The organism is Streptomyces sp. NPDC091279, assembly GCF_044757465.1.
GTDB lineage: Bacteria > Actinomycetota > Actinomycetes > Streptomycetales > Streptomycetaceae > Streptomyces.
In genome coordinates, this window is the sequence record NZ_JBIVVA010000001.1 from 857818 (window position 1) to 884396 (window position 26579).

Consider the following 26579-nt stretch of genomic DNA (forward strand, 5'->3'; position numbering starts at 1 on the left):
GCCCCTCCGCCCCCACCCCTGTTGTGGTGTGCTGCGGTTACTCCGCCTTCATTTATTGTTCCCCCCCCCCCCGGGGGGGGGGGGGCGGCCCCCCGCCCCCCCCCCCCCCCCCCCCACCACCCCATCAGGCGAGGGCTCGGGCAAAGCCCTTGCGGTCAGCGGGAGTTGGCGAGGTTCTTCTCGAACGCGGCCAGGTAATTCTCCAGATGGTGGTCCTTGACCGCGTCGGTCTCGGGGGCGAACAGGTCGGCGGCCACGCCCTTGACCCCGTCCTTGACCCGGGCGAGCAGCGGCATCGACTCGTGGAGGCGGCCGTCGGCGTCGAAGTAGCGGGCCGCGTTGACGTGCGTGTAGACGGGCTCGGGCGGGAGGTGCGGGACGATGTCGTTGTTGTTGACGAAGCGGAAGCACCGGTTGCGGAAGGCCGCGTTGTGCGCGCCCGCGAGCAGCCGTTCGCAGGTGCGGGGCTGGCCGAAGGTGTACACACCGTCGGGCAGCAGCCGGGGGTCCTCGAAGTACAGCCGGGCACCGGCCAGCATCGCCAGCGCCCCGCCGAGACTGTGGCCGACGAACCACACGCTCTGCCCGTCGGTGCGGAACTCCTCGATGGTGTCCCGGATCTGCGGATACACGGACTGGAGGGCCTGGTGGAAGCCGTAGTGGACGAAGCCCTTGTTCGCCGGGCCCGGCACCGGCGGGGTGTTGACGTCGGTCAGCCAGTCGTAGATCTTCGTGACCTCGGTGCCCCGGAACCCGGCGACGATCATGCGGTCACCGGCCATCACATAGGCCTGGGTGTCCTCGATCGGGAACGGCATCGCGTGCGAGGACTCGAAGTACCGGGACCTGTCGAAGCCCCACTCCTTGGCCTGCGCGTCGATGCCGTCCGCGTCCAGTGTGGCCAGCCCCGCCGCACGCGCCATCCAGTACGCGTGCGGAAGGGAGTAGCCGGTCGTCGAGTGGTCCAGGGCGGGGATGGTCATCAGGAGATCCTTGAGGGGAGCCGGAACAGGTCGCCCAGCAACCTGCCCCCTGCGACCGGTGCCCCAGACCCCGCCGCGCCGGTCATCACCCGTACGGAGACACCCGTCAACCACAAGGTGACGGGCGGCTCAACGACGCCGTGGACGACGGCGTCGTTGCCGCGAGACCCTCATGGCGGGCGACGGAACGGCTCCACGGCGGGGCGGCCGCGACACCCCCGACACCCCCGACGCCCCCGACACCCCCCGACGACAAGGGACTTGGCTACGCGTCCTCGGAGATGTGGATCGCCGCGGCCGGGCACACGCCCGCGGACTCACGGGCGACGTCGAACTGGTCGGCCGGCGGGTTCGCGTCGAGCAGGATGACGATGCCGTCCTCCTCGCGCTGGTCGAAGACCTCCGGCGCGATCATGACGCACTGTCCGGCGCCGCAGCATTTTTCCTCGTCGACAGTGATCTTCATGGCGTTTTCCTTCGCTGGGTGGCGCGGGCGCGGCTTCACGCCCGCGGTGCGGTACTCGGTGCCGTGAACAGGCCGAGGAGGGCGTCGGTCAGGGCATCGCCCATCTCGTCCCACGAGCCGTGCAGCGACGGCGCCTGTTCGGCGAGCGCGCGTTCACGGTCCGCGCAGGTGTGGATGATCAGCAGGCAGGCCATGTCGCCCCGGACGGCACGGACGGCGGCGGGCTGATCGCGCAGGAGAGGCCCGATGCCGTCGAGGATGCGCCGCAGGGACGGCCGTCCGAGCGCCTCGGTGGTGACCAGGGCCCGCAGTTGGGGGTCGGTCATGACCTGTGCGGTCAGCCGCGCGTTCCAGGACGGGACACCCTGCGCACGGAGGTGATCGGTCGCCGGTCTGACCAGCGCGCGCACCCACATCCGCAGGTCGCCGGTGCCCTCCGCCTCGGCCACGTACCGGTTGCGGAGGGCGTCGACGGGTTCGCTGTGCCGGGCCATGAGGGCGTGCACCAGATCGGTCTTGGTGCCGAAGTGGTAGCCGACGGCGGTGACGTTGCGCTGGCCCGCCGCGTCCGCGATCTGCCGGAGCGAGACGCTCGACAGACCGTGCTCGGCGAAGAGCCGCTCGGCGGCGGTCATGATCGCCTCACGGGTGGCCGCGGACCGCTCGGTACGGGGTGCGGACGGTGTCGCGGTGCTCACCACGTCACCGGCAGCCCTTGCAGGGGTGCGGTCAACAGGCCTTCCTGGGAGAGCAGTTGGTCCGGCTCCACGGCGAGGCGCAGGGTCGGCAGCCGGTCCAGCAGGACACCGAGGACGGTCTGCATCTCGGTGCGGGCCAGCTGCTGGCCGAGGCACGAGTGCGGACCGGCGCCGAAGGCGAGGTGCGGGTTGGGGCTGCGGGTCAGATCCATGTCGGCGGCGTTCTGCCAGGCTTCCTCGTCCCGGTTGGCCGACGCCATGCTGCACACCACCGTGGTCCCCGCGGGCACCACGGTGCCGGACAGCTCGGTGTCCTCGTGCGCGTAGCGGAGCATCCCGAAGGAGGCGCCGTTGGGGTCGAACCGCAGGCTCTCCTCGACCGCGTGCCGGATCAGGGACCGGTCGGCGAGCAGCTGCTCCCAGCGGCCGCGGTCGGACAGCAGGTGCGCCACCATCAGCGCGAGATACCCCGCCGTCGTCTCGTGCCCGGCCAGCAGCAGCGCCTGCCCGGTGGCGACGAGGGCGTCCTCGGCCATCGGCTCGCCCGCGCCGTCGTCCCCGGTCAGCAGGACGCTGATCAGGTCCTGCCCGGGAGCGGCCTTCTTCTCGGCGACCAGCCCCGCCATGTAACCGGCGAAGTCCTGGTAGGCGGCGTCCATCTCCTCGCGCGTGAAGCGGGTGGTGTTCAGGAAGGCGTCCGACCACACCTTGAAGCGGTCGCGGTCGGCCTCGGGCACGCCCAGCATCTGGCAGATGATGTACACGGGCAGCGGGAACGCCAGTTCCGGCACCAGGTTCGCGGTGTTCTTGCCGTCGGTCATGGCGTCGATGAGCTGGCCCGTCGCCGCCTGCATGTCGGGGCGCAGCGCGGCCATGCGTTTGGCCGTGAAGTACCGGGCCACCATGGAGCGCCAGCGGGCCTGACCCACCGAGTGGAGCGTCCGTGCCATCGGGCTGTTGAAGATGTCGTCCGAGCCGCCGGCCGACACCCGGGCCGCGTCCGGACTGGACAGGCCCGACCGGCTGAACCGCGGGTCGGACAGCGCCGTACGGACATCCTCGTACCGGGTCAGCAGCCTCGCCCCGTCCCCGCTGGGGAACGTCACATGCGCGACCGGACACTCCCGGCGCAGCGCCTCCCACTCCGTCGGAGGCGTCAGCGCCGTCGGCGGCTTGAGCGGATACGGCAGCGGGTTCTCGGTGTCGATGCCCACCATGTCCGTCATGTCCGTCACTGGGGCCTCCTGTGGCCGCTCGTGTTGCAGAAACGTGTTCCGCTCAGTGAAACTCCCCCCATCGACTAAGTCAATCGATTGATTTAACGTTGCCTCACGCAACCAGAACGTCCGATGGAGTGAGCCCGTGCAGCACCCAGCCGATCCGCCCCGCAGAACCACCGGGGTGGTCGCCGTCCTCGCCTTCGCGGGCACCACGGCGGCGATCATGCAGACCCTCGTGACCCCGATCCTCACCCGCCTGCCGGACCTGCTGAACACCAGCGCGTCCAACGCCACCTGGGTCGTCACCGCCACCCTGCTGGTGTCGGCGGTCTGCGTCCCGATCACCGGACGCCTCGGCGACCTGCTCGGCAAGAAACGCCTGATGCTGGCCTGCACCGTCCCGCTGATCGCCGGGTCGGTGGTCTGCGCGCTCTCCTCGCAGGTCGTCCCGATGATCATCGGGCGCGGTCTGCAAGGCATGGGCATGGGCATGGTCCCGCTCGGCATCGCCCTGCTGCGCGACGTCGTCCCCAAGGAGAAGCTCAGCTCCTCCATCGCCCTGGTCAGCGCCTCCATGGGCATCGGCGGCGGCCTCGGACTGCCGCTCTCCTCGGCGGTCGCCGAGTACGCCTCCTGGCGGGTGCTGTTCTGGAGCACGGCCGTCCTCGCGCTCGTGATCGCCCTCCTCATCCGCACCGTGATACCCGACGTCCCCGCCGGTGCGCGCGGTCAGCGCTTCGACCTGCCCGGCGCCCTCGGGCTCGGCGCCGGCCTGGTCTGCCTGCTGCTGGCGATCTCCAAGGGCGCCGACTGGGGCTGGGGCTCCGCGACCACCCTGGGCCTGTTCGGCGCCGCGGTGATCCTGCTGGGCGGCTGGGGGTGCTGGGAGATCCGGACCACCGACCCGCTGGTCGACCTGCGCTCCACCGCCCGCCCCCGGGTCCTGCTGACCAACGGCGCCGCGCTCTTCATCAGCTTCGCGATGTACGCCAGCATGCTCGTCCTGCCGCAGCTCTTGCAGTTCCCCGCGGCCACCGGTTACGGGCTCGGCCAGTCCATGCTGGCCGCCGGGCTGTGGATGGCGCCGGGCGGCATCATGATGATGCTGGTCTCGCCGCTCGGCGGGAAACTGACCGACGCCAAGGGGCCCAAGTTCACGCTGATCTGCGGCGGTCTGGTGATCGCCGTCGGCTACGGCGTCTGTCTGGCCCTGATGGGTTCGGCCTGGGGCATCATGGTCTCCGTCATGGTGATCAACAGTGGCGTCGGCCTGGCCTACGGCTCCTTCCCGGCCCTCATCATGAGTTCCGTCCCGCTCTCGGAGACCGCCGCCGCCAACGGCTTCAACACCCTCATGCGCTCGCTGGGCACCTCCATCGGCGCCGCCGTCATCGGCCTGCTCCTCGCCCACATGACGACCAGCGCGGGCGGCTACATGTTCACCTCCGAGGCCGGTTTCCGCACCGCCCTCACGGCGGGCATCGGCATGGCGGTCGTCGCCGTCGCCATCGCCGGCACCATTCCCGCCCTGCGCGACGCCGGGCGGGACGAGGAGACGCGCCGGGCCGAGGGGGTCCAGGGTGCGGGGGAGACGGTGAAGTCGGCCTGACCGACGCCCCTTTCGCGGACGGGGAGGGTACGAGGCGCGGCCCGTACCCCTCCCCGCGCGCGTGACGCGGGCGAACGAACGCTCTCCTCCTCTGAGGTGCCGAACGAGACGCCCGTTCCAACGAGTTGCTCAACAAGCGGCCGTTCCAGCCGAGTTGCTCAACGAGCCGCCTGTCAGGCCGAGTTGCCGGACGCGCCGTGCACTCCCTGACCGCGAGTACGGCCTGGCGCGTCAAGGACGTTGACCTGGTTCCGGCGCGAGGCGCAGGTCGCCCTCACCAGGACCCGATGGGCTGCCTCGGCCCTCTGGAATACCTCCGGCTGCCCGGCGCCCCCAACGCCCTTATGTTCAAGGCCCGTTGGCCGTCGTGCCCCGGCTGCCCGGCTCCCGACTCCCCGGTCCCCGGCTCTCCGGCGCCCCTCCAACGCCCTTATGTCCAGCGCCCGTTGGTCGCCGTGCCCCCGCTGTCCGGCTGACCCGGCCCCCGGTCGGCGTGGCCGGGGGCGAGGTGGGTCAGCTTGCCTGGCGGTGGTCGGTTGCCGTGCGGTGGGTGAGGGGGGCGCGGAGGCCGAGGTGTTCGCGCAGGGTGGTGCCGGTGTACTCGGTGCGGTAGACGCCGCGTTCCTGAAGCTCGGGGACGAGCAGGTCGACGATGTCGTCGAGGCCGTCCGGGATCAGGTACGGGGTGACGTTGAAACCGTCGATCGCCCCCTCCCGCACGAACCGCGCGAACGTGTCGGCGAGGCCCGCCGGGGTGCCCACATGGCCGCGCTGCGGGCCGAGCGCGATGACGGTCTCGCGCAGCGACCAGCCATGGGCCTCGGCCTGCGCCCGCCAGTCGGCGACGACCGCACGGGGGTCGGCGATGCGCCGGGCGCCGAAGGAACCGTCGTTCTCGCTGACGACCGGGTCCTCCGTCGGCAACGGCCCGTCGGCGTCCCGGCCGGTGAGGTCGAGGCCCCAGAGCAGCCCCGCGATCCCCAACGCCGTTGCCGGAGTGACCTGTTGGAGGCGCACCCAGCGTTTCTTCTCCAGCGCCTCCTCCTCGGTGGCCCCGAGGATGATCTCCGTACCGGGCAGAATCCGCAGGTCGTCCTCGGGGCGCCCGGCGGCGAGCAGGCGGCGCCTGATGTCCTGGGCGAAGGCGAGCGCGTCGTCGAAGTCGGTGCCGTGCGCGGAGAAGATGACGTCGGCGTTGCGGGCGGCGAAGGCACGTCCCTCGCCCGAGTCCCCGGCCTGGAAGATCACCGGGTGTCCCTGGGCGCTGCGGGGCAGCGTCGGAGCGAGATCGACGTCGAACTGCGGCCCCTGGTGGCGCACGTGGCGCACGGCCGAGGGCGCCGACCAGGACGGCGCGCCGGTGGAGCCGGAGACCGCGTCGTCGGACCAGCTGTCCCAGAGGGCGCGGGCCACGGTGAGGAACTCTTCGGCCCGCCGGTAGCGGTCGGCGTGGTCGAGGTAGCCGCCGCGCCGGAAGTTCGCGCCGGTCCAGGCGTTGTCCGTGGTCACCACGTTCCACCCGGCGCGGCCCTCGGAGAGCAGGTCGAGCCCGGACAGCCGGCGGGCGAGGTCGGCGGGCTCGTTGAACGTCGAGTTGGACGTGGAGACCAGGCCGATCCTGCGGGTGCCTGCGGCCAGCGCGGCGAGCTGGGTCAGCGCGTCCGGCCGCCCGGCGACGTCGAGATCGTGAATCCGGCCGTCGACCTCGCGCAACCGCAGGCCCTCACCGAGGAAGAACGCGTCGAACAGGCCGCGTTCGGCGGTCCGGGCGACCTTCAGGAAGGAGGCGGGGTCGATCTGCGAACCGCTGTCCGGCGCGGACCAGATGGTCCAGTGGTTGACGCCCTGGAAGAAGACGCCGAGGTGGAGGCGGGCGTCCGGCCGGGGCACGTCGAGCGGGTCGGTGCGGGTCATCGGGCATCCTCCTGGACGGCCACGGCGGCGTATCGGTTGGCGGGGCGGGTGAGGCCCAGGGTCGCGCGCAGGGATGTCCCGGGCAGCGGGCGGGCGATCAGGCGCCGCTGGGACAGGGCCGGGATGACGAGCTGGGAGAGGATGGTCAGATCCTCGTCCAGCACCAGCGGGCGCAGCCGCACGCCGTCCACGTGCGCGCTCAACTCGTCGAGAAGGGCGACCAGTTGACCGGCGGAACCGATGTGCCGCAGGCGGCCCTGATCGGCCCACGGCGCGTGTCGCTCCAGGTCGGCGACGCGCTCGGCACCGGTGGCGTCCGGCGTGTCCAACGCGACCTCGACCTCGGCGAAGACCCGGGGCGTACCGGCAGCGGCGGCGGCAGCGGCGACGGCCGTGAGGTCGCGGCCCGTGACGAGGGCGACGTCGAGTGCCTCGGCGGGGACCGTGCCGGGGTGGCCCAGGACGACGACCTGGCCCTGGGGCGGGCGCGGCACGATCGCCGGGCCCTTGACGGAGTACGTCCGACCGCTGAAGTCGATGTAGTGCAGCCGGTCGCGGTCGAGGTAACGGCTGGTGGCCACGGAGCGGATGACCGCGTCGTCCTCCCACGAGTCCCACAGCGCGCGGGCCACCGCCACCCCGTCACGGGACTCCCGCGCCCGGGCCTCGGCACCGTCGACCACCGGACGCCCCCACACCCGGGCCGCCTCCGGACGGTCCTCCTCGGTCACCACCCACCCGGCCCGCCCGACACATGGTCCAGGGACGCCAACTGGCTGGAGACATGGAACGGTTCGGCATAGGTGACCGGCACGACGGGCGCGATCCCGATGCTGCTCGTGGACGCGGCGACGAACGCGGCCCGCTCCACCGCCCCGATCCGCCCCACCGGGTCCGGCGCCGAACCGGGCGGCAGCGCACCGTCGTCGAGCGTGATCAGCGTGAACCCGGCGTTCTCCGCGACCGCCGCGACATCGGCGACCCGGCGCGGCGTGAGGAGGTGACCGGGGGAGTGGTGGGCGCGGCGCCAGGCCGCGGGATGGGCGCCGTCGCCGTCCAACTCGACGGCGAGATGCAGAGCGGGCACGGACATGGGTGATCCTTCCGAGAACCACGGGACGGGAACGCACGGGAGCGACAGCCACGGGGACCAGCCCCCCCGTGAGCGCCGTGAGCGCCGTGAGAGCGGGCGGTCGTGAAGCCACGTCGAGGACACCGGCCTGACCTGCGAGAACGCGAGGTCGAACGGGCCGGGTGGAGTCAGACGCGGTCGGAAGGACAGACGGCGGAGGCGGTACGGCAGTAGTCGACATGCCGCCGGATGACCAGACGCGCACCCGTGCGGACACCGTGGGGCGCGACGCGAGGCACGGGCATCAACAGCCTCCACCTGTCCGGTACTTGGAGGTTCAACGTACGTCGTCCGCTCCCACGGGTGTCAAGGGCGTTCCGCCCGACGGACAGCACCCGCAGCGCGCCGAGCGACCGGACCCGCCGCCCCCACAGCTCCCGGCGGCCACGGGGGACCGAGGCCCGCAGCAGCCGCCCGGGGAGCACGGCCGACGGCAAAGATCGCAGAGGCGACCATTACGGCCCGACGGCCCCCGACCCACCGCGCCCGTCGCAGCCGACCCGTCGACAACGACGTTCCACAGGGTCCCCACCCCGCCGAGGAAGACCACCACCGTGCCCCGAAGCAAGCTCTCCGAGGCCGATCCGAGTTAAATGTTTGTCACTCAGACCTTTGGAATCCGGCCACAGCGAACGGCTGCGTTAACTCTTCGGCCACGCGTTGCCCCGCGCGTCACGCCCCTCGTACGGTCGCGCCATGAGCGTCTACACGTCCACCGTCGGCGGCGAGCGGCACCGGTTCGACTCGCTCGCCCGGCTGCTCGCCGCCGCGAGCCCCGAACGCTCCGGCGACCACCTCGCCGGCCTCGCCGCGCGGTCGGCCCGGGAGCGGGTCGCGGCACGCTGGGCGCTCGCCGACGTCGCCCTCACCGACTTCCTCGCCGAGCCGCTCATCCCCTACGAGGACGACGACGTCACCCGGCTCATCCTCGACACCCACGACGCGCTCGCCTTCGCGCCGGTCGCCGCGCTGACCGTCGGCGAACTGCGCGAATGGCTCCTGTCGGAGGCCGCCGACGCGCAGGCCCTGGCCGCGCTGGCGCCGGGACTGACCCCGGAGATGGCCGCCGCGGTCTCCAAGCTCATGGGCAACGCCGACCTCGTGGCCGTCGCCCGTAAAGCGCGGGTCGTGACGGCGTTCCGCTCGACCATCGGACTGCCCGGACGGATCGCGACCCGGTTGCAGCCCAACCACCCGACCGACGACCCGGCGGGCGTCGCCGCCGCCCTCCTCGACGGTCTCCTCCTCGGCTCCGGGGACGCGGTCATCGGCATCAACCCGGCCACCGACAGCCCCAAGGCCGTACGTGACCTGCTGGAACTCCTGGACGGCGTGATCGACCGCTACGCCATCCCCACCCAGTCCTGCGTCCTGTGCCACGTCACGACCAGCGTCGACCTGATGGCGAAGGGCGCCCCCGTCGACCTGGTCTTCCAGTCCATCGCCGGCACCCAGGCCGCGAACGCCTCCTTCGGCGTGACCCTCGGCCTGCTCGACGAGGCCCACCAGGCCGCACGGGAACTGAAACGCGGCACCGTCGGCCAGAACGTCATGTACTTCGAGACGGGGCAGGGCAGCGCCCTCTCCGCCGACGCCCACCACGGGGTCGACCAGCAGACGGTGGAGGCCCGCGCCTACGCCGTGGCCCGGCACTACGACCCACTCCTGGTCAACACCGTCGTCGGCTTCATCGGCCCCGAGTACCTGTACGACGGCCGCCAGATCCTGCGCGCCGCCCTGGAGGACCACTTCTGCGGCAAGCTCCTCGGCCTGCCCATGGGCCTCGACATCTGCTACACCAACCACGCCGACGCCGATGACGACGACATCGCCACCATGCTGACGATGCTCGGCGTCGCCGGGGCGTCCTTCGTGATCTGCACCCCGGGCGGCGACGACATCATGCTCAACTACCAGTCGGCGTCCTACCACGACGCGCTCTACCTGCGGGAGGTGCTGGGACTGCGCCCGGCCCCGGAGTTCGAGAACTGGCTGCGCTCCATCGGACTGCTGGACGAACGCGGAGCCATCCGCGAGGTGTCGGCGACGACCCACCCCCTCACCGCCATCGGACGGGAACTGGCCGCATGACCCTCAGCCCACTCACCCCAGTCGACGACGTCACCGGCGACGTGTGGACCGCGCTGCGCCACCGCACCCAGGCCCGCATCGGCCTCGGCCGGGCCGGCACCGCGCTGCCCACCCGGCACCGGCTGGAACTCCAGGCCGCGCACGCCGCCGCCCGGGACGCGGTCCACTCGCCGTTCGCCCCGGACACGGTCGCCGCAGGGCTGGCCGGCACCCCGACGGTCCGGGTCCGCAGCGCCGCCCCCGACCGGCTCACCTATCTGCAACGCCCCGACCTCGGCCGCCGTCTCGACGCCGCCGACCGGGCCCATCTGCCGGTGGGGGAGTGGGACGTGGTGTTCGTGGTCGCCGACGGTCTCTCCAGCCGCGCCGTGCACGACCACGCCGCGGCGATGGTGCGGGCCACCGCCGCCCACCTCGGCGACTGGCGGATCGCCCCCGTCGTCCTCGCCGAACAGGCCCGGGTGGCCCTCGGTGACGACGTCGCGGCGGCCATGGGCGCCACCAACGTCGTCGTCCTCGTCGGTGAACGTCCCGGCATGTCGGCGGCCGACTCGCTGGGCGCCTATCTCACCCACCGCCCCCACCCCGGCACCACCACGGACGCCGACCGCAACTGCCTCTCCAACATCCGCCCACCCCTGGGCCTCAGCTACGAGACAGCAGCCGCCAAACTCGCCCACCTCCTGCGCAGGGCAACAGAATTGGGAGCGACCGGAGTAGCCCTCAAGGACGAGGAACCCACAGCCCTCGAACTGCCCTCGCCCTGACGGCGGTTGGGAATCCGCCGGGCGAACAAGCACCGCACACACCTGCTCACCCGTACCTCGGTCGGGGTCAACGCACCCATCACGCAGGGCAGGTGCGGGAGAGTGGGCCGATGAACAACCTTGAGTCGGTGATCTGGCTGGGCGGGCCGCCGGGAGCGGGGAAGACCACCGTGGCCCGGCTGCTCGCCCGACGGCACGGGCTGCGCCGGTACCACGCCGACGCCCACACCTGGCACCACCGGGACCGGGCGATCGCCGCAGGCCACCCGGGCGCGCTCCGCTTCGAGGAACTCCCGGTCCCCGACCGCTGGTCGGCCCCCATCGAGGACCGGCTCGCCATGTCCCTGCACCACGAACGCGGCCCCATGATCCGGGACGACCTGCGCGCACTCCCGGCCGCACCCCTGACGATCGCCGAGGGCACCCCCCTCACCCCCACGACCGTCGGCGACGGCCGGGGCCTGTGGCTCATCCCGACCCCGGAACTGCGACGCGCCCGCCTCGACGCGCGTGATCTGCGCCCCGGAGCAAGGGAGTTGTACCTCAGACTGGGCGACGAGATCACGGCGGAGGTGCGGCGGGCCGGCGCCGAGACCCTGGTCGTCGACGGCACGCTCACCCCGCAGGAGGTCGCCGCCGAGGTCGAGGACCGCTTCGCCGACCTGCTCGCCCACGGCCCCGTGGCCACGAGCCGGAGCGAACGACGCCACCTCCTGCGCTACGCCAACCGTGCCGTGGTCGACCAGTACACGGCCTTCTTCAACCGGCCCTGGGCGCAGGGGCTCGGCACCCTCTCGGACGCCGTCGTGCCCTTTAGCTGCGAGTGCGCCCAGGACCACTGCGACGAACAAGTCCCCCTGCCCGTAGCCGACTTCCCCGCACCGCCCGACGCCACCTCACCCCCACTCCTGTCACCGACCCACACACCCGGCGAGGACTGAACGTTCTCCTACTCTGGTGTGACGTGTCACCAGGACCGTCCGCAGTCGAGGGAGATGCTCATGCTGAGCAAGCTGGAAGCCGCCGAAGCCGTACGCCAGGCCAAGGTGAAGACCGGGATCACCTGGGCCCAACTCGCCGAAGCCGTCGGCAAGCCGCTGGCCTGGACCACGGCCGCCCTGCTCGGCCAGCACCCGATGGGCAAGGACGAGGCGGCCACGGCGGCGGCCCTGCTCGAACTCGGCGACGACGCCGCCCTCGCCTTCCAACTCCAGCCCACCCGGGGCGCGTTGGACGCGGCCATCCCCGTGGACCCGACCATCTACCGTCTCTACGAGGTCGTCCAGGTCTACGGGCCGACCATCAAGGAACTCATCCACGAACAGTGCGGCGACGGCATCATGAGCGCCATCAACTTCCGGCTCGACGTCCAGCGCGTCCCCGACCCGGCGGGCGACCGCGTCGTCATCACCATGGACGGGAAGTACCTCCCCTACCAGTGGTGAGGGCCGCCCCTGAGCGTCGACGGCCGTGACCAGGCCGCCGGGAGACGGTGTGCCGGGGCGACCGGGCACACCGTCCCCGGACGGCCGGACCCGGCAGCACAGCGGCGCCCTGCCGACCACGGGCCCCCTCACGCGCCCCCCTCACACCCCCCGCGCGGCTTCACCAACGAGTCGACAGCCTCCGTCAGATAGGGCAGCACCGCCGAACCCGGCGCCGAACTCAGCGCGGGCGGCTGCACGGCCAGCCGCATCAACGTCATGCCCAGCACCAGCGCCGCCAGCAGCTCGGCGCGTATCTCGGCGTCGGGACCGGCCAGCCGTTTGGCGAAGTTCTCCGTGAACACCTCGGTCACATCGGCGCGGATACCGCCGACGGCCTCCTCCCGGCTGGGCGAGCGCAGCATCGTCAGCACCGGATGGGGTATCTCGCCCTCACCCGGGCCCTCGAAGGCCATCCGGTACACCCACCGCGCCACCTCGTCCAACGGCAGATGACGCAGCGGTTCGAAGACGGCGGTGCCGTTGTCCACCACCGCCGTGAAGAGCCCCTGTTTTGAGCCGAAGTAGCGGTAGACGAGAGCGGCGTCGACATCGGCCAGCCGGGCGATGTCACGGATGCTGGTGCCGTCGTACCCACAGCTCGCGAAGCACCGCGCCGCCGCACTCATCAGAGCCGCCCGGGTACCCGCAGCGTCGTATTTGCGGGGCGCAGCGCGGCCGGAACCGCACGGTTTCGCGTCGTCGCCTCTGTCCATCTGGCTCTCCTTCGTCGGACGGGTCGTGCCCATGCTCCCGGTCCCGGCCCACGCTGTCCAAAAGCGGCCGACCAATGTCATCGATCGTTGACAAATAGTTTTGGGCCGAACTAGCTTGCCGATGAAGGCCGTTGACCTCCGACGCCCGCCTCCCCGCTCACCCTCCGCACCCCCGACGGCGGCGTCCGGCCTGTTCCCTCAACCGGCGCGCAGGCAGCGGCGGCCACTTCTGCCGATGCCGATGCCGACACCCGAACGAACAGAATCGGTGATGCACATGGAACGTCGACACATAACCGTCATCGGGACCGGCTACGTCGGGCTGACCACCGGCGCCTGCCTCGCCTCCCTCGGACACCGGGTGGTGTGCGCGGACGCCGACGAGGGCAAGGTCGAACGCCTCGGGCGAGGCCAGGTCGACATCCTCGAACCGGGCCTGCCGGAAACCGTCCGCGAGGGACTGGACTCCGGCCGGCTGCGCTTCGTGCGGGACACCCGGGCGGCCGTCGCACAGGCCGATGTGGTCTTCCTCTGCCTGCCCACCCCGATGGGCGTCGGCGGCGCCGCCGACCTCGCCGCCGTCGAAGCGGTCGCCGACGAGGTCCGCGACCGGCTCCCGCACGGCTGCACCGTCGTCAACAAGTCCACCGTGCCCGTCGGCACCGCCGAACGCGTCGCCGCCCTGCTGCGGCGCCCCGACGTGAGCGTGGTGAGCAACCCGGAGTTCCTGCGCGAGGGCCACGCCCTGGACGACTTCCGCCACCCCGACCGCATCGTGGTCGGCGCCGCCGACGAGGACGCCGCCCGCCGCGTCGCCGACCTGTACGGGGGCATCGACGCACCCCGCGTGCTCACCGACACCGCCGGCGCCGAACTCGCCAAGTACGCCGCCAACTTCTTCCTCGCCATGAAACTGTCGTTCGCCAACAACCTGGCCACCCTCTGCGAACAGCTCGGCGCGAACGTCGACGACGTCATCGCCGGCATCGGCCACGACCCGCGCATCGGTGGCGCCTTCCTCAACCCCGGGCCCGGCTGGGGCGGTTCCTGCCTGCCCAAGGACACCCACGCCCTGCTGCGGATCTGCGAGGAGTCCGGCGTCGAGTTCCCCCTGCTCCGGGCCACCATCGAGACCAACGTCGAGCATCAGCGCCGGCTCGTCGAGCGGGTGCTCGCCGGGTGCGCGGGCGCCGACGGTTCGCTGCGCGGCGTCCGGCTCGGGCTGCTCGGCCTCACCTTCAAGGCCGGCACCTCCGACCTGCGCGACTCACCCGCCCTCGCCCTCGCCCGGCTCCTGAAGGAACAGGGTGCCGAACTCCACGCCTACGACCCGGCGTTGAGCGAGAGCCGCCCCGACCTCGACGACCTCCTCACCATCACCCGCACCCCCCTCGAAGCCGTCGAGGGCGCCCGCGCCTGCGTCGTCCTCACCGAGTGGCCGCACTTCCGCGACCTGGACTGGGAGGCGGTCGCCGCACGGCTCGCCGCACCCCACGTCTACGACTTCCGCAACGTCCTCGACCCCGCACGCCTCGAAAGGGCGGGCCTGACCTGCGAGGGCATCGGCCGCTCCCCGGCGATGGCCCACTGAGCGCCTTCCCGCGCCACCTTTTTTCTCCTCAAGCCCCGAACCACGAGCCCGAGTTCCCCGTTCGTTGTTGCAGGCGTCGCTTCCACGTCCCGAACCCCACGTCCCGAACCCCACGTCCCGAACCCCACGTCCTGAATCCCACGTTTTCAAGAAAGGCCCCTCGTGCGCGTTCTGTTCACCACGCTCGCCAGTCCCTCTCACGGCCGCGCCCAACTCCCGCTGGCCCGGGCGCTCGCCGCGGCCGGCCACGAGGTGCGCGTCGCCACCACCGAGGCCCTCGCCCCCGTCTTCGCGCAGGACGACGTCCAAGTGACCGTCTGCATCGGTGAGTTCAACCCCAGTGCCTTCATCACCCCCGACCTCATCGAGCAGGCCCAGCGATCGGCCACGGACGAGGCGGCGGCGGAGGCCGACCCGGAAGACATCATGGAACGCGTCATGCCCATCGTCATGTCCGGCCCGATGGCCAAGACGCTCCGGGCGGAGATCCTCCCGGTCGCGCGGGAGTTCGGCCCCGACGTCATCCTGCGCGACGGCATGGACCTCAGCTCCTGCCTGATCGCCGAGGAACTCGGCATCCCGCAGCTGCCCACCCCCTCCGGCAGCAGCAACCTCATCGACCCGGCGGCGGTCCTGCCCGGCCTCAACGGCCTGCGGGAGGAACTCGGACTGCCCCTCCAGCAGGACCCGTTGTCGATCGTTCCGCACGGGCGCGTCGACTACGTTCCGGCGGCCTTCTCCTTCGCGCAGCACCTGCCCGCGTCGTGGTCCTACCGGCAGTCCGTGACCGTCGACCGCAGCCAGGTGCTGCCGGAGTGGATCGCCGAACTGCCCACCGACCGCCCCCTGGTGCTCGCCGCCCTCGGCACCGCGCTCCCCATGCTCAGGGAGATGGCGGGGGAGGGTGAGGAACTGCCGTTCCAGACGGCGGACCCGGTCGACACCCTGCGGTCGATGATCGAGGCCGTGTCCCAGCTGACCGAGTGCACCGTCGTCGTCGCCACCTCCGGCATCCCCGCCGACACCGAGGGCCTGCCCCCGCACGTCCACGTCACCGACCGGGTCCCGCAGCCCCTGCTCCTCGAATCCATCGACCTGTTCCTCACCCACGGCGGCTTCAACAGCATCCGCGAGGCCCTGCGCACGGCCACCCCGATGGCCGTACTGCCCCAGTTCGGCGACCAGTTCGGCAACGCGCGCCGGGTCGAGGAGCTGGGCCTCGGCCGCGAGATCACCGACCCCACACCGAACGGCATCGCCGCGGTCCTGCGTGAGGTGCTCAACGACCCCGCCACCCACGCCAGGGCCCGCGCCGCCCGCCTCGCGATGCTGGCGCTCCCGGAGATCGACAGCGCCGTGACCGACCTCCAGAAGATCGTCTGACACCTCACCACCCCCGCCCCACGCCAGGGCCGAGCCTCCGACCGGAGACTCGGCCCTCCTGCCTCCCCCCGCCCGACGCACCAGCGAAGAAGATCCCCATGCCGCCTTCCCCGCCCCCGACCACCCCGGTCATACCGCCCGCCGGAGCCCCGCGCCTGGAGCACCGGCAGATCGTCACCGTGCTGTCCGGACTCATGCTCGGCATGTTCCTCGCCGCCCTCGACCAGACCGTGGTCGCCTCCGCGCTGCGCACCATCGCCGACGACCTGCATGGACTCACCGCCCAGGCCTGGGTGACGACCGCCTACCTCGTCACCGGCACCATCGCCACCCCGCTGTACGGCAAACTCTCCGACATCTACGGCCGCCGCCCTGTGTACCTGGTGGCGATCGTGCTGTTCGCCGCGGGCTCGCTGCTGTGCGGATTCGCCACGTCCATCTACGAGTTGGCCGGCTTCCGCGCCCTGCAAGGCCTCGGCGGCGGCGGGCTGATGTCGCTCGCCATGACGATCATCGCCGACCTCACCTCACCCCGGGAACGCGGCCGCTACCAGGGCTACATCACGGCGGTCTTCGCCGGCGCGAGCATCGCGGGCCCCCTCGTCGGAGGCGTCTTCGCGGGCCAGGCCACCCTCCTCGGCCTCGACGGCTGGCGCTGGATCTTCCTGCTCAACGTCCCCCTCGCGGCCGTCGCCGTCGTCGTGATCCTGCGCGTCCTGCACGTCCCGCACCAACCCGTGCGCCACCGCCTCGACTACGGCGGCGCGCTCGCCCTGGCCCTCGGCATCGTCCCGCTGCTCGTCATCGCCGAACAGGGCCGGGCCTGGGGCTGGACCTCGGCACCGGCCCTGGCCGCCTACGCCCTCGGCGTCAGCGGCCTGACCCTCTTCGTGCTACTGGAACGCCGGATGGGCGACGCCGCCCTGCTGCCGCTGCGGCTCTTCCGGATTCGCGCGTTCCGACTCGGGGCGCTCCTGCACTTCGTCGTCGGCATCGCGATGTTCGGCGCCATGACGACGCTCCCGCTCTACCTCCAGCTCGCCCAGGGCATGAGCCCGGTCCGGGCGGGCCTCGCCACCCTGCCCACCGTCGTGGCGAACGTGTCGGTGACCCTGCTGGTCGGACGGCTGATGTCCAGGACGGGCAAGTTCAAGGTCCATCTGGTCGCGGGCATCGGCTCGTTGACGCTCGCCATGGTGGTCTTCGCGACGCTCCGCGCGGACAGCCCCCTGTGGTACATCTCCATCGGCATGCTGTTCATGGGCGCGGGCCTCGGCGCCGCGATGCAGACCATCACCACCCTCGCCCAGTCGGACGTGCCCCGCGCCGACATGGGCGCGGCGACCGCCTCGGTCAACTTCTTCCGCTCCAACGGCGGAACGGTGGGCGCCGCCGCGTTCCTCTCCATCCTCTTCGCCCTCGCAGGACCCCGCATCACCGACCGCCTCACCACCGCGCTCGCCGAGCCGACCTTCCGCCGGCTCACCGAGGAACCCGGCAACGCCCGTGCGCTGGACGGCGTCCTGCGTCCCGACGGCAGCGTCAACCTGGAGGACTCGGCCTTCCTCCACGCCCTCGACCCGCGCGCCGCCCAACCGTTCCTTGAGGGGTACGTCAGCGCGATGCAGGTCGTCTTCCTCACCGGCGCCGCCGTCGCTCTCACGGCTTTCGTGATCGCCGCCTGGCGGGTCCCCGACACCAGCCTCTCCGCGGACTGAGGCCGCCGCGCCCCCACAGGCCGTACGCCCGTACCCGGCGCCGCGACCCCGAGGAGTGGACCCCGGTGCGCAAACCCCACCTTCGAGCGAACCGGTGGCGACCACGCCGTCCGGTGCGCGCGGGGCGTCGTGCGCCGGGGGCGCGGACCGGGGCGAGTGATTCGACGGCAACGGTTGCCCGGCGCGCCGCAGGAGACAACTCTCTGTAGGAGCCGGACAGGGGAAGGGCGGGGCGTTGACACACGATCTCAGCGCCTTCGCCGGGACACCTTCCCTGATCGACACCCCGGCTCCTCTCGGCCGCCGCGCCGCCGCGACGCACATCCGTGACGTCGTGCGACGGCACGCCTCAACAGGGCCGGAAACAAAGGGGAGAGACTGTGTCCACACCATCCGCACCGCTGCGCGTCGCCCTGGTCAACGGCGGCTTCGAACAGCCCGTCGTCACCAACTACGAGATCCTGCCGGACTCCTCACAGACCCAGGCGGCGAAACGGGTGCCGGGCTGGCTCACCACGGCCACCGACCACATGATCGAGCTGTGGCGTTCCGGGTTCAACGGCGTGCCGTCGGCCGAGGGCGCCCAGTTCGCCGAGCTGAACGCGAACCAGGTCGCCACGCTGTACCAGGACCTGCCGACCACCCCCGGCTCCAAGCTGTACTGGCGCCTGTACCACCGGGGCCGGCAGGGGCAGGACACCATGGCCCTCGACATCGGCGCGCCGGGCGCGGTGGTCGAACAGCGCCGCTGCACCGACGGCAACACGGCCTGGGGCTACTACACCGGCACCTACACCGTCCCGGCCGGTCAGACGCTGACCCGCTTCGCCTTCCGCTCCGTCTCCGCGGCGGGCGGCAACCAGGGCATCGGCAACTTCCTCGACGGCATCTTCTTCGGCACCGCCCCGTTCGTGGTCCTCACCAAGGCTGCCATCCCGGTCGGCCCGCTGGAGGTGGGCGATGTCATCACCTACCGCATCAACGCCAGGAACGAGGGCGGGGGTGGTGCCGACGCCCTGACCGTCACCGACGCCATCCCGGCCGGAACGACCTATCTGCCGGGGTCGTTACGCATCGTCGACGGCCCGGGCGCCGGAGCGAAGACCGACCGCAGCGGTGACGACGAGGCCTTCTACGACCCGGCGACGGACGAGGTCGTCTTCCGCCTCGGCAACGGCGCCACCGCCACACAGGGCGGAAGCCTGCCCAACACCGAGACCCTGGCCGCGGGGACGACGGTGGAGTACCGCGTCACCATCACCCTCGCCGGTGCGGGCAAGCTGCTCACCAACACCGCCTCCGCCGCCTACGAGAACCGGCTCGGCCCGACGGCGGAACCGCTGACCGCCACCTCCAACGAGGCCGTCACCGAGGTCAGGCCGGCCGCCGACCTGAACGTCGTGAAGGCCGCCGACGCGACCACCGTCACCGTCGGCCAGACCGTCACCTACCGCGTCACCGTCGGCAACACCGGACCCAACGCGGCCACCGGGGTCGTCGTCACCGACCCCCTGTCCGAGGGCCTCACCTTCCTGTCCGCCGACCCCTCCACCGGCGCCTACGACCCCGCCACCGGACGCTGGACGGTGGGCGGACTCGCGGTGGGCGCCACCGCGCACCTCACCCTGCGCGCCAAGGCCACCAAGACGGGCCCGGTCACCAACACCGCCACCGTGACCGGCAACGAACGGGACCCCGGCCCCGACAACAACACCGACACCGTCACCGTCTGCGTCGAACGGGCCCCCACCTGCTGCACTCCCTGCGCGGAGTAACAGCACCGGCGCCTCGGCCGCACCGACCGAGGCGCCGACCCCGGCGGACCGTCAACGCGACGGAGCGCCCGCCCCCGACGCCGCCCGGCGCGGCACCCGGGCGGGCGCGGCCGGGGTACCGGTCGGCCGCCGCCGCCCGGCTGCTGAGCGAGGCCGGCCACCAGGTGGTCATCTCCGGCCGCCGCTCCGCACCCCTGGAACGCGTCGCCGCCGAGACTTGGGAGTGGGTGATGCCCACGAACGTGACCGGGCCCTTCCGGCTCCTGCGCGCCGCACTCGGACCTCTCCTCGATCGACGGCGGCGTCACGGTCCTCGACCCCGGGAGCGTCGCCTTCGACTACCACCTCGAACCCCGCGACCCCGGACACTGACACCCACCTGCAGGTCAGACGCGGACCAGGTCGGCCGAGACCGCAGCACTCGGTCAAGACCGGAGGAACCGGGTGCCCGTGACTGGTTCCGTGCCCGGCACCGACCTGTGCCCTTCACCGGCCGGCGCTCACCGAGGCATCCCCGAGGGAGCCGTTCGGCTCAGTAGGCGACCGGCCAACCGGTGCTCCAGTCCAGGAGGTTGATGCCGAGCTTGGGGGTGCCGTTGTCCTGGCCGTCGTAGTAGTGGTAGACGATCAGGTCGCCGTCGGCGTCGGCCATGATGGACTGGCCGCCGGGGCCGATGTACCGGCCGTGGGACTCCAGGACGGGAGTGCCGCCGTTGTTGGTCAGGGCGACGCCGCTCTTGTCGTAGTACGGGCCGGTGACGCTGGTGGCCCGGCCGACCTTGACCTTGTAGGTGGAGCTGGTGCCGGCGCAGCAGGTGTCGTACGAGGCGAACAGGTAGTAGTAGCCGTTCCGTTTGACGATGGAGGGCGCCTCGACGGCCTTGGTGCCGGTCGGGCGGGACGCGATCGAGTAGCGCGTCGTGTTCGACGAGAGCTGCTTGCCGGTCGACGGGTCGATCTGGATCATCTTGAGTCCGGTCCACCAACTCCCGAACGACAGCCACCACTTGCCGTCGCCATCCACGAAAAGGTTCGGGTCGATGGCGTTGTAGTCGCTGGCGGTGGTGGACGTGTAGACCGTCCCGTAATCGCTCCAGGAACCCGGCAGCCCGGTCGACGAACCGGCAAGCCCGATGGCCGACTTGTTCGAGCCGATGGTCGAAACGGCGTAGTACATCAGGTACTTGCCGCCCTGGTACGAGATGTCGGGGGCCCATGCCTCGGTCGCGTACCCCGACCACCAACTCGGCTTGGTGCCGAAGGCGTCGGCGCCCGCGCTGAAGGCGATCCGGTCGGTGGACGTCCGGTAGCCGAGGCCGCCGCCGGTGGCGTACAGCAGATACCGCCCGGACGAGGTGCGGATCATGGTGGGGTCATGAACCACGGTCGAACCGGTGACGGCGCCGGGGTTCGGGTACGCGGAGGCGGTGCCGGGAACGAGGGCGAGCAGGATGGCCGCGGGGAGGGCGAGGAGCGCCGTCCGGCGTCGGAAGGCGCTCCCGGCCGCGCGCCGGGAAGCCCAGCCGAGGCTTCGGTCGAGGGTTCGGTCGGGGGTTCTGCTGGAGGTGCGGCTCACGCGAATCCTCCTACGGGTGGGGGGAGGTGGAGAGATGACCGACTGTCCGAGATGACGAACGTCGGTCCTGACATCGAACAGGAACGTAGATTCGAACCCCGTGCGCGTCAACGGTTCCCGCAGCCCCACGCGCCCCAGCAGACGCCGAAACTTTTTCGACCGTCGAGTTGGCCCGGCCCATCGACTGACACATGGTCATATCGGCCCCGCGCACGGCCCCTCCGCGTCTCACTGTCCGGCCAGGCCGGTGTGGGCCACGCCCGCCACGATCTGGCGCTGGAAGAAGACGAACACGATGATCAGCGGGAGGCCCGCCATGAGCCCGCCGGCCATGAGCTGGGCCCACTGGATGCCGTAGGAGTTCATGACGGTCGCGATGCCGTTCGGCATCGTCATCAGGTCGGGGTTGCTGGTCACCATGTACGGCCACAGGAAGTTGTTCCACGAGGCGATGAAGGTGAAGATGCCGACCGCCGCCAGGGAGGGGCGGGGCAGCGGCAGGACGATGGTGAAGAAGACCCGCCAGCGGCCCGCGCCGTCGATGAAGGCCGCCTCCTCCAGTTCGCGCGGGACGCCCTGGAAGAACTTGTAGAGGATGTACACCATCGCGGCGGGGGCGCACTGCGGCAGGATCATCCCCCAGTAGGTGTCGACCATGCCCATCTGCTGGACGGTGGTGAACAGCGGGACACCGAGGACGGCCGGGGAGACCATCAGCCCGGACATGACCAGGCCCATCAGCACGCCCTTGCCGCGGAACTCGGTGCGGGCGAAACCGTATCCGGCGAGCGCGCTCACCATCAGCACGACGGACGTCACACAGACCGAGACGACCAGGGAGTTCACGAACCAGTCGGTGATGTTGCCGGTGGCGAGGAGGGCCCGCCACGCCTGGGTCGTGGCCTGCTCGGGCAGCCAGTGCGTCGGTACGTCGACGGCCTCCGTCTCCGACTTGAGCGAGGTGGCCAGAGCCCAGGCGAGCGGCGCGAGGAAGACGACGGAGACGCCCGCGCCGAGAACGGTCAGGACGATCTGGCTGGGCGTCCACGGCCTGCGGGACTTCACGGGTACGGCGGTCGTCATCGGCCGGCCTCCTCGGTGCGGTCGCGCAGCAGCCACATCCGGCCGAGGGCGACGGACGCGACGATCACGAAGAAAATGATGGAGATCGCGGAGGCGTAGCCCACGCGGTAGCTGGTGAAGCCCTCTTCGAGGGTGTACTGGACGAAGGTGCGCGTCGCGTTCTCGGGGCCGGGGCCGAAGTCCATCATCACCACGGCCTGGTCGAACACCTGGAGCGAGGCCAGGATCTGGAGGGCGACCACCAGCCCGGTGATCTGGCGCAGCATCGGCAGGGTGATGTGGAGCATCCGGTGCCAGGCGTTGGCGCCGTCCAGCTTCGCGGCCTCGTAGAGGTGGCCGGGGATGGACTGGAGAGCGGCGAGGTACAGCAGGAAACTGAAGCCGACCGTCCACCACAGGGTCTCGATGACGATGGCCGGCATCGCGTACGACGGGTCGGTCAGCCAGGGAGTGTCCACGCCGGACAGGTGGTTGACCATTCCGGTGCCGGGATTGAACAGCCACTGCCAGAGATTGCCCGCGACCGTCGACGGCAGCAGGAAGGGCGCGAAGAAGCACAGACGCCACAGCCACTTCCCGCGTTCGATGTGGTGGGCGAGCATCGCGAGAAGGAAGGCGAGGACCGTGATGCAGGGCACGACCAGGAGCGTGAAGTACGCGCTGTGGCCGAGGGCGTCCCACATCAGCGGGTCCTTCAGGGCCTCGCGGTAATTGCCGAGGCCGAGGAAACTCTCGCCCGTGCCGGTGATGTTGGCGTCCGTGAGGCTGAGGTAGACGCCGCGCAGCAGCGGCCAGATCACGAACAGCGCGAAGAGCAGCAGGAACGGTGCCACGAACCAGCCGCCGTGCTGAAAACCCTGCCTGCGGCGGGGAGTTGCGCGCGCGGCGACGGCCGTCACGCGTGCCGGTACGAGAACGGTCTCGGCGGTCGTCATGCGATCGTGCCTCCCTGCGCGGCCGTTCTGCCGTCCATCGGGTTCTTCATCGCGAGCAACACGCTCAGCTCACTCTTCATGCGGCGGGCCGCCGCGTCGGGCCGGGCGGACCCCACCGTCGAGGAGACGACGACCGGGCCGACGCGCTGGGCGAGGATGCCGGTCGACCCCGCGAACCACACCTTGGGCTCGTTGGCCTGGTGGTTCATGGCCGACACGTACTCGTTCTGCGGGGAGAGCCTCCGGTACGCCGGGGTGGACAACGTCGGCAGATAGGCGGGGATGTGGCCGCCGGCCGCCCACTGCCGGGCGTGCGTGACGACGTAGGCGGCGAGCCGGTGGGCGGCCTCGTCGGTGGCGCCGCCGCGCTCGGACTGGTGCGGCAGCACGAAGGCGTGCGACTCGGCGTGGGTGGCCGCGGTGCCGAAGACGGGCGGCAGCGGGATCGCGCCGTAGTCGAGCTTCGCCCCGGAGTACACCGGCACCGACCAGTTGCCCTCCCACGCGAACGGGGCGCCGTTGACGAACTGTTCGGCGTTGACGGAACCCATGGCCGGGTTCGCATACCCCTCGGCGACATGCCGGCGCAGGAACTCCAGTACCTGGGTGGCCTTGTCGGTGTCGAAGGTGACCTCGGTCCTGGCCTCGTCGAACCAGGTGCCGCCGAGCTGGGTGTAGAAGGCGACGAAGAACCACCACTGGAAATTCTGGTCGTTGATCCACAGACCGATGGTCTGCAAGCCCTTCCCGGTGGCCTTCCTGGCCTCCTTGAGAACGCCGAACCAGTCGTCGACCGATGTGACCGGGACGATCCGCCCGTCGGCGCCGAGCAGACCCGCCCTCCTCAGCACATCCTTGCGGTAGAAGCAGAGCTGGACGTGGACGTCGAGCGGCAGGGCGTAGAGCTTGCCGTCGATGACACCGCGCTGCCACAGCTGCGGGTGGTAATCCGCCTCCCGCAGCCCGTACTTGGCGAGCAGACCGACGTCCCAGGGGTCCAGCAGGCGGCCCGGCGCGAAGCCCGCGACCCGGCCGACGTGCAGGACACCGAGGTCCGGAGCGCGGCTGCCCGCGGCCGCCATCGCGAGCTTCGTGTAGAACGGGTTGCCCCACTGGAGCGTGGAATCCTTCACGGCGATGTCCGGGTGGGCCCGACGGAACCCGTCCAGCATCGCGATCATGTTGGAGCCGTCGCCGCCGCTGAAGAGGTTCCAGTAGCGCACCCGCGTGCGCGCGGTGGAGGCGAGAGCATCGGCACCCCTGCCGAGCCCCGCGAAGCCGAAACTCCCCGCCACCCCCAACCCTCCGGCCGCGCCCAGCAGTTGCCTACGACTGAGGCCAGGTCGTCCTATTGCCCGCCCACCTTCGGGGATCTGTCCCGCACGTACGCGTGCCGGCACTCCGTGATCTGCCCTACGGGTGGTCGTCCCCGTGCCGGTGCCCCGTCGGGAACCAACCGACGCGCCTCACTTCACCGTCGTTCGAGATATCGACACACGCCCGTAAGCTCGAACGGGACCGTAGAATCGAAGCGCTTCCGCGTCAATGAGTCCGACGGAACTTTCCCGCACCGAACACCGAACAACGAAGAACCAGGACCAGCAGTCAATCGACGACTGTTTCAGTGGCTGAAAGGCCAAAAAGGAAGAAAAGGTAGGGAAGTCCGGAGCCAGGCCATATACGGCCACTTCATCCCCGTTGCGACAACAGCAACGTTCTTCATCGAGTTCGTTCCCCTTGCTCACCTTGTCTGTGACAGCGCAGCCGTACCCGTCCACGGGAAACGCGGATACCTCTTCGAGCGCGAGCGTGTCTTCATGGCCGTCTGGCGAGTTGCTGCCCGGTGGGACACAGACGAAGCACGCCCTCCTACGCGCTTTCCGGCGAGGGTGCGTAGAGTCTCGGAGGTCATTTCACAGCCGACAGCAGGAGATTCGTGTGCACCCTCTGGCAGTTGAGCAGCGGTTCCTGGAGAAGGCGAGCCGGCTTCGGGGATGGGGCGCCGGGCTGCTGGTCTGCGCATCGCTGTTCTGGGCCTACGCCGTGTGGCAGGTGCTCACCCCCTACGGCTCCACCTACAACGCGGTGGACTGCCCCGCTCCGGTCAACTCCGAACCCAGGGACCTCTACTTCGACGACTCCGGGAGACGACACGAGGACGCTTTGCAGTGCGCCTCCGACCGGAACTGGCCTGCGCCACTGGCCGCCCTGGCGTTCTCCGTCCCCCTCTCCGCTGGCGGAGCTGCGCTGCTGACCGCCGGAACGGTCGGCATGATGCTGCGCCGACACGACGGCGAGGTGCGACAGGCGACGGCCAACTCGGGCCGCTGAGAGGACAGCCCCCGAATTCGCCACGCATGATCGAGACATGTTCCCCGGCCACTAGCCGGGCATGACGTCCCGTGCCGTCAAGTTCTTCGCCGGGCAGTTGCAGGGTCGGCCGTCCAAGCTGGACGCGTTCAAGCCCTACCTGGACGACCGCTGGAGGGTTTCTTCTGGCCTGCTGACCACAGACACACATAGGGTGACGGCAACGAGAGAAGACGCCCCATGGATGCCCGCATACCCCGCCTGCGTCGCAAGCTGGCCGCGATCCCGTTCCAGCCGTTGCGCAGCCACTCCTTCGGGGAAGAGCAACACGAGTTTCGCCTCGGCCCGAAGCTGACGGAAGCACGCGTCGCTGCGTTCGAGGCCGAGCACGACATCGTCCTCCCCGACGCCTATCGGCAGTTCCTCACGCAGATCGGCGGCTCAGGCGCGGCGCCGTTCTACGGCCTCATGCCGCTGGAGCAGTGCTCCCTGCTGGCCATGAATCCGGGCGGAGCGCCAGGGGAACCCCGCGGCTTCGACGGCACAGAACCCATGACCCACGGACGCGATCTCTTCCTTCACATCATCGAGATGGGCTGCACCGACGTATGCGTCATCGCGGTGACCGGTCCCCTCACGGGCCGCGTCCTCACTGGTAACAGCGATGGGTATGGGGGCCCCGACGTCTCCTCCGCCACAGACTTCCTCGACTGGTACGAACGCTGGCTCAACCACATGAGCGCCGGACGCGACAACCGGGCCCTGGAACTCACCTCGCCTCGACTTCGTGCCCATCCAGACCGCCATCGCATGGCCCCGAAGACCTGACTCTCCGTATTCACTCCACGGCATGTGAGCCAGAACCCGAGGAACGACGTCACAAGGACGGAATCCCGCCAATCGCTTGACGTGCCCGAACTCGTCGCTGGCGCCGACGGCTCGGTGAGGTCGCCGCCTGCGGTGACCGGTGGCGTGGTCCGCGTCGCCAGCGATGACGGCAAGCTGTGCGCGCTAGGGACGTGACGCCACCCGCCGGGCACAGCAAGCACCTTGGCCATCGCACGGAGCCGCCGCCTCCTCGGTCCGGTGCCTCGCGGAGGCCGGCTGTCCGTGGGCAGGTACACCGAG

The 26579-nt window shown here is 70.8% G+C and carries 23 protein-coding genes; 11 read left to right on the forward strand and 12 right to left on the reverse strand.

Annotated features, from left to right (window positions below; translation table 11 throughout):
• Positions 1–155: 155 nt before the first annotated feature.
• From ACIQOU_RS03655 to ACIQOU_RS03670, 4 genes are all read right to left on the reverse strand, one after another.
• Positions 156–983 carry a lipase family protein gene (locus ACIQOU_RS03655; RefSeq protein ID WP_401533511.1) on the reverse strand — a complete coding sequence of 276 codons (828 nt, stop codon included), beginning with the start codon at positions 981–983 and terminating at the stop codon, positions 156–158.
• Positions 984–1248: 265 nt separating this feature from the next.
• Entirely contained in the window at positions 1249–1449 is a 201-nt protein-coding gene (locus ACIQOU_RS03660; RefSeq protein ID WP_401533512.1) for a ferredoxin, read from the reverse strand.
• 35 nt (positions 1450–1484) lie between these two features.
• Positions 1485–2147, reverse strand: a complete 663-nt coding sequence (locus ACIQOU_RS03665) for a TetR/AcrR family transcriptional regulator (protein ID WP_401533513.1) — start codon at positions 2145–2147, stop codon at positions 1485–1487.
• Positions 2144–3373: a cytochrome P450 gene (locus tag ACIQOU_RS03670; RefSeq protein ID WP_401533646.1), complete on the reverse strand. Its 1230-nt coding sequence runs from the start codon at positions 3371–3373 to the stop codon at positions 2144–2146. Before ACIQOU_RS03670 ends, ACIQOU_RS03665 begins: the two co-directional genes overlap by 4 nt.
• Positions 3374–3548: 175 nt before the next feature.
• Between ACIQOU_RS03670 and ACIQOU_RS03675 the strand changes: the two genes are divergently transcribed.
• Positions 3549–4976, forward strand: a complete 1428-nt coding sequence (locus ACIQOU_RS03675; RefSeq protein ID WP_401533648.1) for an MFS transporter — start codon at positions 3549–3551, stop codon at positions 4974–4976.
• 513 nt (positions 4977–5489) lie between these two features.
• Here the strand turns inward: ACIQOU_RS03675 and ACIQOU_RS03680 are convergent.
• The 3 genes from ACIQOU_RS03680 to ACIQOU_RS03690 are packed head-to-tail and all read right to left on the reverse strand — an operon-like array spanning position 5490 to position 7983.
• Positions 5490–6890, reverse strand: a complete 1401-nt coding sequence (locus ACIQOU_RS03680) for an NtaA/DmoA family FMN-dependent monooxygenase (protein ID WP_401533515.1) — start codon at positions 6888–6890, stop codon at positions 5490–5492.
• On the reverse strand, positions 6887–7621 hold the full coding sequence (locus ACIQOU_RS03685) for a nitrilotriacetate monooxygenase (protein WP_401533516.1): 735 nt from the start codon (positions 7619–7621) through the stop codon (positions 6887–6889). Before ACIQOU_RS03685 ends, ACIQOU_RS03680 begins: the two co-directional genes overlap by 4 nt.
• Entirely contained in the window at positions 7618–7983 is a 366-nt protein-coding gene (locus ACIQOU_RS03690) for an LLM class flavin-dependent oxidoreductase (RefSeq protein ID WP_401533519.1), read from the reverse strand. Before ACIQOU_RS03690 ends, ACIQOU_RS03685 begins: the two co-directional genes overlap by 4 nt.
• Positions 7984–8718: 735 nt before the next feature.
• Between ACIQOU_RS03690 and ACIQOU_RS03695 the strand changes: the two genes are divergently transcribed.
• The 4 genes from ACIQOU_RS03695 (at position 8719) to cynS (ending at position 12325) form a co-directional block, all read left to right on the forward strand.
• On the forward strand, positions 8719–10113 hold the full coding sequence (locus ACIQOU_RS03695; protein ID WP_401533520.1) for an ethanolamine ammonia-lyase subunit EutB: 1395 nt from the start codon (positions 8719–8721) through the stop codon (positions 10111–10113).
• Complete coding sequence (gene eutC, locus ACIQOU_RS03700) at positions 10110–10880, forward strand: ethanolamine ammonia-lyase subunit EutC (RefSeq protein ID WP_401533522.1); 771 nt, start codon at positions 10110–10112, stop codon at positions 10878–10880. The genes ACIQOU_RS03695 and eutC overlap by 4 nt, the downstream gene beginning before the upstream one ends.
• Before the next feature lie 110 nt (positions 10881–10990).
• Complete coding sequence (locus tag ACIQOU_RS03705; RefSeq protein WP_401533523.1) at positions 10991–11821, forward strand: hypothetical protein; 831 nt, start codon at positions 10991–10993, stop codon at positions 11819–11821.
• Positions 11822–11881: 60 nt separating this feature from the next.
• Positions 11882–12325, forward strand: a complete 444-nt coding sequence (gene cynS, locus ACIQOU_RS03710) for a cyanase (RefSeq protein ID WP_401533524.1) — start codon at positions 11882–11884, stop codon at positions 12323–12325.
• A gap of 128 nt (positions 12326–12453) precedes the next feature.
• Here cynS and ACIQOU_RS03715 read toward each other — a convergent pair whose 3' ends face one another.
• Complete coding sequence (locus tag ACIQOU_RS03715) at positions 12454–13080, reverse strand: TetR/AcrR family transcriptional regulator (protein WP_401533525.1); 627 nt, start codon at positions 13078–13080, stop codon at positions 12454–12456.
• A gap of 277 nt (positions 13081–13357) precedes the next feature.
• Between ACIQOU_RS03715 and ACIQOU_RS03720 the strand changes: the two genes are divergently transcribed.
• From ACIQOU_RS03720 to ACIQOU_RS03735, 4 genes are all read left to right on the forward strand, one after another.
• On the forward strand, positions 13358–14671 hold the full coding sequence (locus ACIQOU_RS03720) for a UDP-glucose dehydrogenase family protein (protein ID WP_401533526.1): 1314 nt from the start codon (positions 13358–13360) through the stop codon (positions 14669–14671).
• A 162-nt stretch (positions 14672–14833) separates the two neighbouring features.
• Positions 14834–16054 carry a glycosyltransferase gene (locus tag ACIQOU_RS03725; protein WP_401533528.1) on the forward strand — a complete coding sequence of 407 codons (1221 nt, stop codon included), beginning with the start codon at positions 14834–14836 and terminating at the stop codon, positions 16052–16054.
• Positions 16055–16152: 98 nt separating this feature from the next.
• Positions 16153–17772, forward strand: coding sequence for an MDR family MFS transporter (locus ACIQOU_RS03730; RefSeq protein ID WP_401533529.1), 1620 nt, complete (start codon positions 16153–16155; stop codon positions 17770–17772).
• Between the two features lie 380 nt (positions 17773–18152).
• A complete protein-coding gene (locus tag ACIQOU_RS03735; protein ID WP_401533530.1) occupies positions 18153–19547 on the forward strand; it encodes an isopeptide-forming domain-containing fimbrial protein in 1395 nt (464 codons plus the stop codon).
• A gap of 532 nt (positions 19548–20079) precedes the next feature.
• On the opposite strand, the gene ACIQOU_RS03740 is transcribed toward ACIQOU_RS03735, so the two are convergent.
• From ACIQOU_RS03740 to ACIQOU_RS03755, 4 genes are all read right to left on the reverse strand, one after another.
• A complete protein-coding gene (locus tag ACIQOU_RS03740; RefSeq protein WP_401533649.1) occupies positions 20080–21000 on the reverse strand; it encodes an arabinan endo-1,5-alpha-L-arabinosidase in 921 nt (306 codons plus the stop codon).
• A gap of 351 nt (positions 21001–21351) precedes the next feature.
• Positions 21352–22206, reverse strand: a complete 855-nt coding sequence (locus tag ACIQOU_RS03745; RefSeq protein WP_401533532.1) for a carbohydrate ABC transporter permease — start codon at positions 22204–22206, stop codon at positions 21352–21354.
• Positions 22203–23141: a carbohydrate ABC transporter permease gene (locus ACIQOU_RS03750; RefSeq protein WP_401533533.1), complete on the reverse strand. Its 939-nt coding sequence runs from the start codon at positions 23139–23141 to the stop codon at positions 22203–22205. The genes ACIQOU_RS03745 and ACIQOU_RS03750 overlap by 4 nt, the downstream gene beginning before the upstream one ends.
• A complete protein-coding gene (locus ACIQOU_RS03755) occupies positions 23138–24493 on the reverse strand; it encodes an extracellular solute-binding protein (protein ID WP_401533652.1) in 1356 nt (451 codons plus the stop codon). Before ACIQOU_RS03755 ends, ACIQOU_RS03750 begins: the two co-directional genes overlap by 4 nt.
• Positions 24494–25079: 586 nt before the next feature.
• Between ACIQOU_RS03755 and ACIQOU_RS03760 the strand changes: the two genes are divergently transcribed.
• Positions 25080–25472 (forward strand): hypothetical protein, encoded by a 393-nt coding sequence (locus ACIQOU_RS03760; RefSeq protein WP_401533535.1) that lies wholly within the window; start codon positions 25080–25082, stop codon positions 25470–25472.
• Positions 25473–25691: 219 nt separating this feature from the next.
• Complete coding sequence (locus ACIQOU_RS03765; protein WP_401533536.1) at positions 25692–26279, forward strand: SMI1/KNR4 family protein; 588 nt, start codon at positions 25692–25694, stop codon at positions 26277–26279.
• Positions 26280–26579 lie beyond the last annotated feature (300 nt).